General features: G+C 63.2%; 12 protein-coding genes. 1 reads left to right on the plus strand and 11 read right to left on the minus strand.

Annotation, left to right across the window (positions count from 1 at the left end; all coding sequences use genetic code 11):
- Window positions 1–68: 68 nt before the first annotated feature.
- The 9 genes from metC to AC515T_RS17090 are packed head-to-tail and all read right to left on the minus strand — an operon-like array spanning window position 69 to window position 10201.
- Window positions 69–2834: a cystathionine beta-lyase gene (gene metC / locus AC515T_RS17050; RefSeq protein ID WP_496529289.1), complete on the minus strand. Its 2766-nt coding sequence runs from the start codon at window positions 2832–2834 to the stop codon at window positions 69–71.
- Window positions 2835–2879: 45 nt separating this feature from the next.
- Entirely contained in the window at window positions 2880–3479 is a 600-nt protein-coding gene (locus tag AC515T_RS17055) for a cysteine dioxygenase family protein (RefSeq protein ID WP_496529290.1), read from the minus strand.
- A gap of 12 nt (window positions 3480–3491) precedes the next feature.
- The gene (locus AC515T_RS17060; protein WP_496529291.1) at window positions 3492–4328 is read right to left on the minus strand and encodes an amino acid ABC transporter ATP-binding protein; all 837 of its coding nucleotides are present in this window, start codon (window positions 4326–4328) and stop codon (window positions 3492–3494) included.
- Window positions 4315–5103: an amino acid ABC transporter permease gene (locus AC515T_RS17065; RefSeq protein WP_496529292.1), complete on the minus strand. Its 789-nt coding sequence runs from the start codon at window positions 5101–5103 to the stop codon at window positions 4315–4317. The genes AC515T_RS17060 and AC515T_RS17065 overlap by 14 nt, the downstream gene beginning before the upstream one ends.
- Window positions 5093–5827 (minus strand): amino acid ABC transporter permease, encoded by a 735-nt coding sequence (locus AC515T_RS17070; RefSeq protein WP_496529293.1) that lies wholly within the window; start codon window positions 5825–5827, stop codon window positions 5093–5095. The genes AC515T_RS17065 and AC515T_RS17070 overlap by 11 nt, the downstream gene beginning before the upstream one ends.
- Entirely contained in the window at window positions 5824–7035 is a 1212-nt protein-coding gene (locus AC515T_RS17075; RefSeq protein WP_496529294.1) for an aminotransferase class I/II-fold pyridoxal phosphate-dependent enzyme, read from the minus strand. The genes AC515T_RS17070 and AC515T_RS17075 overlap by 4 nt, the downstream gene beginning before the upstream one ends.
- The gene (locus AC515T_RS17080) at window positions 7032–8456 is read right to left on the minus strand and encodes an FAD-binding oxidoreductase (protein ID WP_496529295.1); all 1425 of its coding nucleotides are present in this window, start codon (window positions 8454–8456) and stop codon (window positions 7032–7034) included. The genes AC515T_RS17075 and AC515T_RS17080 overlap by 4 nt, the downstream gene beginning before the upstream one ends.
- Window positions 8453–9304, minus strand: a complete 852-nt coding sequence (locus tag AC515T_RS17085; RefSeq protein ID WP_496529296.1) for a transporter substrate-binding domain-containing protein — start codon at window positions 9302–9304, stop codon at window positions 8453–8455. Before AC515T_RS17085 ends, AC515T_RS17080 begins: the two co-directional genes overlap by 4 nt.
- Window positions 9305–9358: 54 nt before the next feature.
- On the minus strand, window positions 9359–10201 hold the full coding sequence (locus AC515T_RS17090) for a transporter substrate-binding domain-containing protein (protein WP_496533151.1): 843 nt from the start codon (window positions 10199–10201) through the stop codon (window positions 9359–9361).
- A 243-nt stretch (window positions 10202–10444) separates the two neighbouring features.
- Here AC515T_RS17090 and AC515T_RS17095 point away from each other — a divergent pair, with 243 nt between their 5' ends.
- Window positions 10445–11302 carry a LysR substrate-binding domain-containing protein gene (locus AC515T_RS17095; protein ID WP_060741881.1) on the plus strand — a complete coding sequence of 286 codons (858 nt, stop codon included), beginning with the start codon at window positions 10445–10447 and terminating at the stop codon, window positions 11300–11302.
- Window positions 11303–11338: 36 nt separating this feature from the next.
- Here AC515T_RS17095 and AC515T_RS17100 read toward each other — a convergent pair whose 3' ends face one another.
- Window positions 11339–11782 carry an HIT family protein gene (locus AC515T_RS17100; RefSeq protein ID WP_496529297.1) on the minus strand — a complete coding sequence of 148 codons (444 nt, stop codon included), beginning with the start codon at window positions 11780–11782 and terminating at the stop codon, window positions 11339–11341.
- A gap of 791 nt (window positions 11783–12573) precedes the next feature.
- Window positions 12574–12951, minus strand: coding sequence for a response regulator (locus AC515T_RS17105; RefSeq protein WP_496529298.1), 378 nt, complete (start codon window positions 12949–12951; stop codon window positions 12574–12576).
- Between the last annotated feature and the right edge of the window lie 3 nt (window positions 12952–12954).

Below are 12954 nucleotides of genomic sequence, written 5' to 3' on the forward strand. Positions count from 1 at the left end.
GCACAACCTTGCTCGCGAAAGCGGTGGGTCAGTTCGCATCGATGTTGGATACCTGACCACGCGGTGCTTCAAGTCATTGATGCACTGGCAGCAGCCTGCGCGAACCCCCGCCGCAGGTCCTCGATCAACACCTCGACGTCCTCCAATCCGACGTGCAAGCGTACCACCGGATTCAACGCCCGATCCTCGGCACTTTGCCGATCCCGAGTATCGGCAACGGTCACCAGACTCTCAAATCCGCCCCAGGACGCACCCAACCCAAACACCTGCAATGCGTCGATGAATCGCTCCAGATAAGCGTCGTCATGTTCGCGAAGCTCAAAGGACAGCAACCCATTGCTGCCCTTGAAATCCCGCTGCCACAACCCGTGGCCGGGATGCCCGGCCAGCGCGGGATGGAAGACCCGCTTCACCTGCGGTTGTGCCTGCAGCCAATGGGCGATTTCCAGGGCCTGGCGCTCATGCGTGTCCAGGCGTGGCGCGAGGGTGCGCGCGCCACGCAGGACCAGGTAGGCGTCGTCGGGGCTGACGGTGTTGCCGAAGGTGTCGCTCATGGCCGCCAGTGCCGGCCAAGCCTCCTGACGCGTGCAAACACTGCCCATGACCACGTCGCTGTGGCCGCTCAGGTATTTGGTCAGGGCCATGATCGAAATGTCCGCACCCAATGTCAGCGGGCGGTACAGCACGCCCGAACCCCAGGTGTTGTCCACTGCCAGCAGGATGCCGCGCGGCTTGCAGAGTGCGGCGATGGCCGGCAAGTCGCAGAGCTCGTACAGCAATGAGCCGGGCACTTCGGTGTAGACCATTTTGGTGTTGGCTTGCAGCCGTCCGGGCAGGTCGCTGCCGTCGGGGGCGAAGTAGTCGACTTGTATACCGAAGGCTTCGAGGAAGTCCCGGGCCACACGCCGGACCGGGGCGTACACCGCATCGGTGATCAGCACATGATCGCCAGGCCGCAGGTAGGCCAGGAAGGTTTGCGCCACGGCAGCCAACCCGGTGCCGAAGAGTAGAGTGCGGTAGCCGCCCTCCAATTCCGTGACGAGGTCTTCCAGGGCGAAGGCCGTCGGATTGCCCCGGGCGCCATAACTCAGGACTCGCTCGCTGTCGCGCCGGGAACGGGCGTCACGCATCTGGGCCAGGTTGTCGAACAGCACCGTGCTCAGGCGGCTGACCGGTACGTTGACGGGCCTGGCGCCGGCGCCCTTTCCGGCGCGCGCGCCATGGACCAGACGGGTACGCAGCCGCTCATCGACAGTGCTTTGAGGCTGTCCGTGCAAAGGCTTGAGGCTGGCGATCTCCTCCTCGCTCATTTGCGCCAGCAGACCGATTTCCCATGCCAGGTATTGGCGCGCCGCGTCCTTGTTGCCAGCGTGACGGTCGTGGGTGAAAAACAGGAAATCGATGCACTGTGCATCCGGCAATGTATCGGCGCCTGCTTGCAGCGTCAGGCCCGCCGAGCGCCAGGCATCTGGACCGCCGTCCAGCAAACAGACCTTCGCGTGAGGCAGCTCCAATGCCGCCAGGGCCGCGAGTCTGGCGTCATCGGCCACCAGCACCAGCGGTCGTTGCTCACCCGCCAGAGCACCGGCCAATAGTGGACGGATCGACCAACGCGCCCCGGCGATATGACCTTGGCGATACGCCCGGCTCGAACGCAGGTCGATCAAGGCCACTGCGTCATCCTTCAGGGCATCGGCCAAGGCCTGCACGCTGATCAGCGACAGCTTGCCAGGCGCGACGGCGGCTGGAACCGCTAATGCCAGGTCACTGCCCAACCCACCGGACAACACAAAGGCCTCGTGCCCCAGCTGCCGCAGCCAACTGGCGATGATCGGTGCGCGCACGCCGTCGTTGTCGAACAGCACCACCCGCGCCTGGCGCACGCCCACGTACAGATCGGTGGATTGAATCAACTGCCCGCCCGGCGTGTGTTGAGCGCCAGGGAGCGTGCCGGCGGCAAATTCCTCGGCGGTGCGCACGTCGCAGAGGAACAGACTGCGCCCGGCGTCCGCAGCCCACCGCTCGACCTGGGCCGCCCCGACGGTAGGCGCACCGGCCTGTTCGGCCAGTCGTGCCGCCGCCAAGCGCTGCCCCGCCAGCGTGCTGCTCGATACCTCATCGGCATAGCGACGCTCGCTGCCGTGTTCCAGTTGAAGATCTTCCAGGTGCCAGCCTTGCGTACCGTTTTCCAAGGCATAGATCGGGTTTTTCAAGCCCAGGTCGATCAACGTCTGGGCACCAATGATGCTGCGGGTCCGGCCAGCGCAATTGACCACGATGGGAGTCTGCTCGTCCGGCACCAGGTCGTGCACGCGGTAACCCAGTTCGCCATTGGGACAACAGATCGAACCGGGAATGGTCATCTTGCGATACTCGTCCAACGGTCGGCCGTCGAGGATCACCAGCGGCTCACCCCGGGCCTGCCATTGCGCCAATTGGCGGGCGCTGACGTGAGGCGTGTGCCGGACCGCCTCCACCTGTTCGCCAAAGGCTTTGGACGGTACGTGCACACCGGCAAACAGCTGATAGCCGGCGGCCTGCCAACCCTCGGCGCCGCCCTCCAGGATGTGCACATTGGCATAGCCCAGTGCTTGCAGGCGTTGCGCCGCACGGGCCGCCAGCTCCCCGCCATCCTGATCATGGAGCACCAACCGCACCTGGAGGTTCGGCGCCAGCCGCCGCACTTCCAACTCCAAACGGCTATAGGGCAGGTTCACCCCGAAAAACAGATGGGCTTCGCCATATTGGCCGTGCTCGCGCACATCAAACAGGGCGATTTCCTGCCCGTCGAACAACCACTGCTGCAGTTGCTGGGGAGTTAAGGTCTGGCTCATGGGAGTCCCGCTGGAAAAATGGAGTGACTGGAACGCAAGGTGGTGTCAGTGGGCATAGGCCTTGATCGACGGGGCCATTTGCGAGGCGTTGTAATTGAGAATCCGCCCGTCGGCTTCGACGCCGTAACGGCCGTTGAGCGATTCCAGCGGCAAGCCGTAGAGATGGAAATGCAGGGTCGGTTGCGCGCCTGCGACTCGAATGCCATGCAGATCCTCGCCCAGGAACGCGATGGATGTGCCGGGCTGCACGATCACCTCTTTATCCAGGTGCAAGGTGGTATATCCCGGTTCGCGACCTTCGTCATCGCGCCGATAGACGTAGTTGATTTCCTGGCCTTCAATGGCGCTGATGATGGCCCAGGTCTCGTGGTTGTGAGGGATGGTGCTTTTGCCCGGTAGCAGCGAGTTCAGGTAGAGCGTCGGGGTATCACCGTCGTCATTGAGGCGATAGCGAAACGCGGTGCTGCCCTGCCCCGGCTCCGGCGCAGGAAAGGCCTCGAAGTTGAACAGGTCGCGGCGCTCGGCCAGGGCTTCCAGCAGCACGACAATCTGCTTGAGCGCGGATCGGTCGACGCCACGCTGATGGATGACGCGCACTTCCTTGAGGAAGTCCTCGATGACATCGGCACGGTTAGAGGTGTTCATGGCAGGCTCCTTTTAGACGGACAGGCTGTAGCGACTCAGGTTGGTCAACAGGTAAGGATCATTGGCGATGGGCGGCCGTCGCCCCGGGTCACCCAAGGCATGGCGCAGAAACTCCCGGGTGCGCTCGCTGGTGGGGTGCTGGAAAATCCGCGCGGCGCTACCGTGCTCGACAATCACGCCGTTCTCGGTGAAATAGACGACATCGCTGATCTCCTCGGCGAAACGCATTTCGTGAGTCACCAGCACACAGGTCATGCCCTCTTCGGTCAGCTCGCGGATCACTGTCAGCACCTCGCCGACGGTTTCCGGATCCAGGGCCGAGGTCACTTCATCGAACAGGATCAGCTCAGGACGCATCGCCAGGGCGCGGGCAATCGCCACCCGTTGTTGCTGGCCGCCCGAGAGCTGCCCCGGATAGGCATCGGCCTTGTGCTCCATGCGCACCTTGGCGAGCAAGGCGCGGGCGTCTTTCTCGGCGTCGGCCCGATTGCGCCCCAGGACCTTGCGCGGCGCAATCACCAGGTTCTCCAGCACCGACAGATGCGGGAACAGGTTGTACTGCTGGAACACAAACCCCACGCGCTTGCGCAGCTCGATGCGCTGGGCTTCCTGGGCCAGGGTGTGAACCTCGGTGGCCCCGACGCGAATGCTGCCCCGCTGGGGCTGCAACAGGCCGGTGATGCAACGCAGGATCGTCGATTTCCCCGAGCCGGACGGACCGATGATCGACACGGCCTCGCCACGGCGCACATCCAGGTCAATGCCCTTGAGCACCGGGTTGCTGCCGAACGACAAGTGCAGGTCGCGCAGGCTGACCAGGGGTTCGGCGACGGTTTCAGTAGAAGGCATAACGTCGCTCCAGGTATTGGGTAAGGCGGGAAATCGGGTAGCAATAGGCAAAGAACAGCACCAGCAGGCTCAGGTAGATCACCACGGTGAAGCCCGTCAGGTTCACCGTGTTGCTGGCGATCTGCGCGGTGTCGATCACGTCGTGCACGCCCACCAGGGAAGCCAGCGCGGTGCCCATGGTGATCACCGCGTAGAGGTTCATCCACGGCGGCAACATGCGCTTGAAGCACTGGGGCAGGATAATCGAGCGAAAAATCTGCCCACGGGTGAACGCCAGGGAACGCGCCGCCTCCCATTGGGTGCTGGGGATCGAGGCGATGGCGCCACGGAAGATTTCCGCGACATTGGCGCTGGCCGGCAAGGCCAGGCCGAGGGTGACCTTGACCCAGTCGGGGAACGCGACATAGGCACTGCCAATACGAACCTCGAACGGGAACACATACGTGGTGAAATAGATCAGCACCAGCCAGGGTGCATTGCGGAAGACCTGCACCCAGATCCGCGCCGGCCAGCGCAGCAAGCGCAGGGGCGAGAGCACCATGGCGCCGACCAACAGCCCCGCCACAGAACCCAGCCCAATGGCCAGCAGGCTGATGAGAATGTTCTGGCCGAACCCTGCGGCCAGGGCCGGCGACCATTGCAGCAAGGCCTTGAACACCGGGCTGTGGGGGGCGACGTACACCAGCCAGGACAACGTCGCCAGCCCCAGCAACACCTTGCCGAAATGTCGCCGCGGCCAGGCCAGGGGCGCGATGACGGACGAATCAATGGCCATAGCCGGGCATCCTCAGGCGCGCTTCGAGGTAGCGCCCCACGCAGTTGACGGTGAAACTCAGCAGGCCGAAAAACCCCAGGATCAGGATCATCAACTCCAGCACGTTGTCGCTCTGGGTCCAGATCATGATGGCCGCGTAGGTGATGTCGCCCACGGCGATGGCCGAGGCCACGGCGGTCATTTTCACCAGGTCGATCAGGTTGTTGATCAGCGCCGGCAAGGCAAAACGCAGGGCCAGGGGCAACTGCACGTTCCATAACAATTGGCGGCTGTTGAAGGCCAGCGAACTGGCCGCCTCCATTGTCACCGTAGGCACCGCTTCGATACCGGCCCGCAGCGCCTCGGCATGGAACGCGCCCTTGTGCAACGAGATCACGATCACCACCCAGGCGAAGGGGGTCAGCGGGTTGGCCGCGCCGACGGCCTCGGTCAGCAGCATGTTCAGCACCAGGAAGGCGCAATACAGCTGCACCAGGGTCGGCGTGTTGCGGGTGACTTCGACAAACACTCGCGCAGGCCGTGCGAGCCAGGTCTTGCCCGAGGTCAACAGCGCCGCCAGGCCGACGCCCGCCAGCAGGCTGCCGACGATGGTCAGCAGGCACAACAACACCGTGGTCAACGCGCCCTGCTCCAACGTGCCGCGCTGATAAGCATCGAGCAGAAAGTTGTAGTTGAGTCCGAACTCGGCGCTCCAATGGACGAATTGCTCCAGCCAGTGGCTCATGGCTCGCCCCTCAATTGGCCGCAGGCGTGGGCAATACGGCGGCCCGCTTCGACGACGGTTCCGGTCGCCGTGGCGATGGACAGGCGAAACCACGGCGACAAGCCATAAGCGCTGCCCGCGACGCCAGCAACGCCCTCGTCCAGCAGGTACGCAACGACATCGGCATCGTGTTCCAGCCGCTGACCGTCCGGGCGATAGCGCCCCAACAACCCGACGCAGCACACAAAGACAAAAAAACCACCCTGAGGCTCGAGGACGTCAAGACCCTCGACATTGCGCAAGGTGTTCATCAGCAGATCACGGCGCTGACGATAGGCCGCGACCTGTTCCGGCAAGAAACCCAGCCCACCTTCGAACGCCGCCAACGCCGCCGCCTGGCCAACCGAGGACGCCCCGGAGGTGGATTGCGATTGCACCACCGTCATGGCATCGGTCAGTGCTTGCGGCCCGGCCCCGAAACCGATGCGCCAGCCGGTCATCGCATAGGTTTTCGACACCCCGCCCACCAGCAGGCAGCGCGATTGCAAATCCGGCGCGACGTTGAGCAGGTTCAGGGGTGCACGCCCGTCGAAACGAATGTGCTCGTAGAGCTCATCCAGCAGAATCAACACGTGGGCATGTCGCCGCAGCACCTGGGCCAAGCCTTGCAGTTCGGTCTCGCTGTAGACCGCGCCACTGGGGTTGCCGGGACTGTTGAGGATCAACCAGCGCGTGCGCTCGCCGATGTGTCGCTCCAGTTGTCGAGGCGTGAGCTTGCAGCCTTGGTCCAGCCCACATTCGATGAACACCGGCTCCCCCCCGTTGAAGCGCACGCTGTCCGGGAAGGACGGCCAGTACGGTGTTGGTACCAGCACTTCGTCGCCGTCGTCGAGGGTCGCGGCGAAGGCATTGAAGATGATCTGTTTCGCACCGTTGGCAATCACAATGGATGCCAGCGGATAGTCCAGTTGGTTTTCCCTGTGCAGCTTGCGTTGCACCGCCACACGCAAGGCCTTCACGCCCGGCGTCGGCGTGTACTTGGTGGCGCCGGCGGCAATGGCGGCATAGGCGGCTTGCTTGATGTGCGCCGGCGTATCGAAATCCGGCTCACCGGTGGTCAGGTCGAGAATGTCGCGACCGGTTTCACGCAGGGCCGTGGCCCGGGACTTGGCGGCGGCATTGGCGGACAGCGAGACACGCTGCACGCGCTTGGACAGGTAAAGCGTCATGGCTGCGTTTGCTCCAGGACCTTGCCCGGATTGAGCAGATTGCGCGGATCCAGCGCCTGCTTGATCCGGTGCATCAGGTCCAGTTCCACCGCACTTTTGTAGCGCCCCAGCTCATTCACCTTGCGCTGGCCGATCCCGTGTTCGGCACTGATCGAACCGCCGTGGGCATGGGCGCTGTCGTGGACCAGTCGGCTGAGGGCGGCGTAATGGGCCATGTGCGTGTCGACCGTGGAGTCCAGCGGATGGGCGACGTTGTAATGCAGGTTGCCATCACCCAGGTGCCCGAAGGTGTAATGCCGCACGCCGGGAAATTGCGCCTGCAACAACGCGTCGGTATGGGCAACGAACGCCACGACTTGGGAAATCGGCACGGAGATGTCGTGCTTCATGTTGCGACCGGCACGCTTTTGCGCCTCGCTCATGTTTTCCCGCAGCCGCCAGAACGCCTGGCTCTGGACGAGGTTTTCCGCGATCAGCGCATCGGCCAGCAGGTGCTGCTCGAAGGCTTCTCCCAACACCTGTTCGAAGACTTCCCGTGCATGGCTTTCACTGTGGTTATCGGACAGTTCCAACAGCGCGAACCAAGGCTGGCGAGCACTGGCGAAGGGGCGCGGACCGTCGGGAAACTGCTCGCGCAATAGCGCAAGACACTCGGCACTGAGCAACTCGAAGGCCGTCAGGCTGGCACCAAAACCGGCGCGGGCATGGGACAGCAAGGCCACTGCCTGCTCCAGGGAGTCGAACGCCAGAAGCGCGGTGGCCTGGGCCTTTGGCAGCGGAAACAGCTTCAGGGTCGCGGCGGTGATAATGCCGAGCGTGCCTTCGCTGCCGATAAACAGGTCCCGCAGATCGTAGCCGGTATTGTCCTTGCGCAAGCCGCGCAGGCCATCCCAGATTCCCCCCTGGGCGGTCACGACTTCCAGGCCCAGGGTCAATTCGCGGGTATTGCCATAGCGCAGCACCGCGGTGCCGCCGGCATTGGTCCCCAGGTTGCCGCCGAGGGTGCAACTGCCTTCGGCGCCAAGGCTCAAAGGGAACAAGCGGCCGGCCGCGCGGGCAACGGCCTGGACGGTTTGCAGGATGCAACCCGCCTCGACGGTCAGGGTGTCGTTGTCGGTGTCCACGGCGCGAACCCGATTCATTCGGTCGAGCAACAGCAACACGGCACGGCCGCTGGCGTCCGGGGTAGCGCCGCCCATCAGCCCGGTGTTGCCGCCCTGCACCACCACCGGGGTATCGGTCGCGGCGCAAGCCCGGACCACCGCAGCGACCTCTTCGGTACTGGCCGGGTGTACCGCGGCAATCACCTGGCCGACGTAACGGCCCTGTTTGTCGGTCAGGTACGGCGCGGCGTCTTCAGTGCCCTGCACATGCTTGGCGCCGACCAGTGCCTGCAACGTCAAAAACAACGACTGGCTCATGGTTGTGCGGCCAGGGGCGCAGCATTGCTGTACTTGGCATGCAGATCACGCAGGGCCTGGGACGGTGCCATGCCGGTGCGTTCGCCCAGTTCGATCAGCCAGCCGCTGCGGTGCCAGTCGCGCACGATGGCATCGAGTTTGGCCTGGGTGTCATGCTCGCCCTTGCGCAGCCAGATCACCGAATTCGATGGGATCAGATCCCCCGGCAGCGGGATTTCATAGCCGGCCCATTCGGCTTCGCTCAACAGCGCGTGCAGGGTCGGGCTCACATGGACCGCTGCCACGCAGCCATTGCCGCGCAACGACAACAGCGACTCGGACTGGCTGCGAAAGGCCTTGATCTGTGCGCCGTAGGTTTCTTGCAGGGGCTTGATGAAGTTGCTGCCCTGGGACACGCATACCGGTCTGCCTTTAAGGTCGGCCCATTGGCTGATGCCGGAGCCCTTGCGAATCAACGCCGCGCCACCGACCTCTTCATAAGGCGTCGGCACGTAGTCGAGCATCTCGCCGCGCTCTTCGGTGAACTGCATGTTGGCGATCAGAATGTCGACCTTGCCCTGTTGCAGGAATTGCACGCGGTTGGGTGCCAGCACCGACACGGTCTGGGTCTCCACGCCCAGCGCCTTACCGATGCCCTGGGCCAACTCGACGTTGTAGCCCAGGTGCTCACCGGTCTTGGGGTCGATGGTGCCGAACGGCGCACCGCTGAGCATCACCCCGACGCTGATGGCATGCCGTTGCTCGATCCGGGCCAGCGTGGCATCGGCCTGGGCCAGGTTGGCCGCGCAACCGATGGACCACGCCAGGCACAGGCTGACCAGGGTTCGTGGGGCGAAAAATGCAGTCATGGGCGATTACCTTGAGCGTCGGTCGTTGAAGAGAGAAAGCAGGCGCGACGATCCTCAGGCGCCGTTGGCCTGGAACTGTTTCTGCAACTCCACCAGGGCCGGTGACGCCGGGGTGATGCGGTTACGGGTCTGGGCCTCGATCAGCCAGCCGCTGCGGTGCAATTGCTGGATGATCGGGTCGAGCCTGGCCTGGGTATCGCTTTCACCCTTGCGCGTCCAGATCACCGAGGGCGCCGGGTTCAGCTCCGGGCTCAGGGCGCGGTAGCCCTGCCATTCGGCGTTGTCGGCAATCAGTGGATTGATCAGCGTGGCGTCGTGCACCGCCGCAACACAGTTATTGCCACGCAGTGCCAGGAGTGATTCCGAGGAGCTCTTGAAGGCTTTGATCTGGACACCCAACTCGGTGAGCGGCTTGATGTAGCTGCTGCCCTGGGAGGTGCACACCGGTTGATTCTTCAGGTCTTCCCAGCGACTGATCGTGCTGTCCTTGAGCACCGCTGCAGTACCACCGACGCGGTAGAACGGCGTGGGTACGAACCCGAGGATTTCACCGCGCTCGGCGGTCCACTCCATGTTGGCAATCAGCACATCGACTTTGCCCTGCTGCAAGAACTGCACGCGGTTGGCCGGCAATACCGGCACCAGTTGCACCTCGGCGCCCAGTTGCCGGCCCAATTCCTGGGCGAGGTCGACGTTCAAACCGCGCGGTTTCTGAGTGGCGGGGTCGATGCCGCCGAACGGACCACCGGACAGCAGCACACCGACCACCAATTCGTGGCGTTGCTCGATCTTGTCCAGAGTGGCATCGGCCCGGGCGATGTTGACGGTCGACAATGCAATCAAGGCGCCCAGCATGACAGGCAGCAATCGTTTTACGGGTGAGCGCTCAAGCAACATGAATTTCCCCTCATGGATGGCCGGCGTCCCCCCGGCCTGATGAGTGGGCATCCTAGGTAGCGCTTGGAGGCAAAGGAAATTCAAATATCTAATATCGTTATAACTTCAAGGGTTTGGTTTCCAGGCGAAAAACTTATAACCGCTGTTTTACTGGCTTACAGCAATCCACCAGCAGAATCGCCCCCCTAAACCCATAAAAAACTGTAATGTTTAGGTTTGCACCCTTGATATGAAGCCACCGCCATGTCGACCCTCGATCTCGAATTACTGCGCACCTTCATCGCCGTGGTCGATCACCACAGCTTCGCCGAGGCGGGCGCCCAACTGTCCCGCACGCAATCGTCGGTGACCCAGCACATGCAACGCCTGGAACAGCAGGTCGGGGTGAGCCTGTTCGAAAAGCGCGGACGGCAAAAACAACTGACGGAAGCGGGCCAGCAACTGCTGCGGCACGCGCGGCAGATGCTGTCGCTCAACGACGATGTCCTCAGTTCCCTGCGCGAAAGCAGCCTCAGCGGCGTGCTGCGCATCGGTTCGCCCCACGACATCGCCGACACCATCCTGCCACCAATCCTCAGCCACATCGCCCGCTCGGCCCCGCGCTTGCGCCTGGAAATCGATGTCGGGCGCAGCCCGTTCCTGATGGACGACCTGCATCGGGGCAAGGTCGACATGATCATTTCCACCCGTCAGGATCCGAGCCTTGAAGGCTTCGCCTTGCGCACCTCGCCGGTGTGGTGGATCTGCTCGGCTCAGTACCTGCACAACCCCGGCGAACCGTTGCCGCTGATCCTGGTGGACGAGCCCAGCATCTATCGCCGCTATGCCCTCGAGGCGCTCGAACGCGCCAAGATTCCCTGGCGCCAGGCCTACCTGGCCTCGAACCTGATCGGCATCAAGGCCGCGACCCGCGCGGGCCTGGGCGTTACCCCACGCAGTATGGAAATGCTCGGCCCGGACATGCGGGTATTGGGAGAAAACGATGGGTTACCGCGGCTGCCGGACGTGACTTACCACTTGTGGATTCGACCCAATACCGTCAATCCATTGGTGCGCCGGGCTTATGAGTTGATTCGCAGCAACCAGGGGCACGGGAACTGATACGGCCCGTGCCCCTTCGCAGGATCCTGCCCGGCGTCAGGCCCCTGAGCGAATGCGCTCGACCAGGCGAGCCTGGAGTTTTTCCAGTTCCTCGGGGTCGGCCTTGCCCCGGCCATGCACACCCGGCTCCTCGCCTTCCCAGCGCGGAATGATGTGCACGTGAATGTGATAGACCGTTTGCCCGGCCACGGCACCATTGAACTGCGCGACCTGGACCCCGTCCGGCTGCAACTCGTCCACGATGATCCGCGTCAGGCGCTGCACCGCAGACATCATCGCGCCCAGGACAGCGGGCTCGACTTCGAGGATGTTGCGCGCCTGGGAGGCCTTGGGGATGACCAGGACATGGCCGCGCGATTGAGGAAAGATATCCAGGAAAGCCAGCACATCGGCGTCTTCGTAAATCTTGTAGCACGGCGCATCACCGCGAAGGATCAGCGCAAAGATGTTCTGGGGATCGTAGTGACCGTGGAGACTCATGCTCACTCCTTGAATGGATTTGGAGAGGTGGATTGCCGGTAAGAGATTTAGCACAGTCCAGCGGCAACGTCTCGTAGGCCTGCTTGAAGGTCAGGGCTGTGCTTGCGGGGAATGGGGTTGTATCAGTGGGTGATGTATTGCCTGTGCCACCGTCATCGCGAGCAAGCTCGCTCCCACAGAGGATTTGTGGTGATCACTCAGTCACCGTCCACCGCCGGTCATTGTGGGAGCGAGCCTGCTCGCGATGGCGGTGGGTCAGCCGGTATTGGTGTCGAATGTCAGGTCGCTATCGCGAGCAGGCTCGCTCCCACAGAGGATTTGTGGTGGTCACTCAGTCACTGTCCACCGCCGGTCATTGTAGGAGCGAGCTTGCTCGCGATGGCGGTGGGTCAGCCGGTATTGGTGTCGAATGTCAGGTCGCTATCGCGAGCAGGCTCGCTCCCACAGAGGATTTGTGGTGGTCACTCAGTCACTGTCCACCGCCGGTCATTGTGGGAGCGAGCTTGCTCGCGATGGCGGTGGGTCAGCCGGTATTGGTGTCGAATGTCAGGTCGCTATCGCGAGCAGGCTCGCTCCCACAGAGGATTTGTGGTGGTCACTCAGTCACTGTCCACCGCCGGTCATTGTGGGAGCGAGCCTGCTCGCGATGGCGGTGGGTCAGCCGGTATTGGTGTCGAATGTCAGGTCGCTATCGCGAGCAAGCCCGCTCCCACAGAGGATTTGTGGTGGTCACTCAGTCACTGTCCACCGCTGGTCATTGTGGGAGCGAGCCTGCTCGCGATGGCGGTGGGTCAGAGAGCATCAGGGCTGATGGCCACACCGCTGTCGTGGGCCTCCCTCAGCGTAACGGTCATTTTCTGCTGCAATTCGCTTTCCGAAAACGGCTTGTGCAGAACCGGACACCCGGCGTATTCGACCGGCAGCCCGCTGGCGCCGTATCCGGTGCTGAATAGAAAGGGGATTTGGCGACCGCGAAGAATGTCGGCCACCGGGAACACGCGCTCGCCAGCCAGGTTGACGTCCAGGATCGCCAGGTCCACCTGCACCGCGCCGGCGATTTCACATGCCGCAGCGAGCCGGGCGACCGAGGCCACCACTTCGCATCCGAATTCCTCCAGCATCTCCTCGATCAACAGGGCAATCGCGCCTTCGTCTTCGACGACCAGCACCCT

It is taken from the genome of Pseudomonas sp. FSO-7 (assembly GCF_059579345.1).

What these genes read in the sequence shown, in the direction of transcription:
- metC (WP_496529289.1), bottom strand. Translation starts at nt 2,834, where the DNA reads ATGAGCCAGACCTTAACTCCCCAGCAACTGCAGCAGTGGTTGTTCGAC.
- AC515T_RS17055 (WP_496529290.1), bottom strand. Translation starts at nt 3,479, where the DNA reads ATGAACACCTCTAACCGTGCCGATGTCATCGAGGACTTCCTCAAGGAA.
- AC515T_RS17060 (WP_496529291.1), bottom strand. Translation starts at nt 4,328, where the DNA reads ATGCCTTCTACTGAAACCGTCGCCGAACCCCTGGTCAGCCTGCGCGAC.
- AC515T_RS17065 (WP_496529292.1), bottom strand. Translation starts at nt 5,103, where the DNA reads ATGGCCATTGATTCGTCCGTCATCGCGCCCCTGGCCTGGCCGCGGCGA.
- AC515T_RS17070 (WP_496529293.1), bottom strand. Translation starts at nt 5,827, where the DNA reads ATGAGCCACTGGCTGGAGCAATTCGTCCATTGGAGCGCCGAGTTCGGA.
- AC515T_RS17075 (WP_496529294.1), bottom strand. Translation starts at nt 7,035, where the DNA reads ATGACGCTTTACCTGTCCAAGCGCGTGCAGCGTGTCTCGCTGTCCGCC.
- AC515T_RS17080 (WP_496529295.1), bottom strand. Translation starts at nt 8,456, where the DNA reads ATGAGCCAGTCGTTGTTTTTGACGTTGCAGGCACTGGTCGGCGCCAAG.
- AC515T_RS17085 (WP_496529296.1), bottom strand. Translation starts at nt 9,304, where the DNA reads ATGACTGCATTTTTCGCCCCACGAACCCTGGTCAGCCTGTGCCTGGCG.
- AC515T_RS17090 (WP_496533151.1), bottom strand. Translation starts at nt 10,201, where the DNA reads ATGTTGCTTGAGCGCTCACCCGTAAAACGATTGCTGCCTGTCATGCTG.
- AC515T_RS17095 (WP_060741881.1), top strand. Translation starts at nt 10,445, where the DNA reads ATGTCGACCCTCGATCTCGAATTACTGCGCACCTTCATCGCCGTGGTC.
- AC515T_RS17100 (WP_496529297.1), bottom strand. Translation starts at nt 11,782, where the DNA reads ATGAGTCTCCACGGTCACTACGATCCCCAGAACATCTTTGCGCTGATC.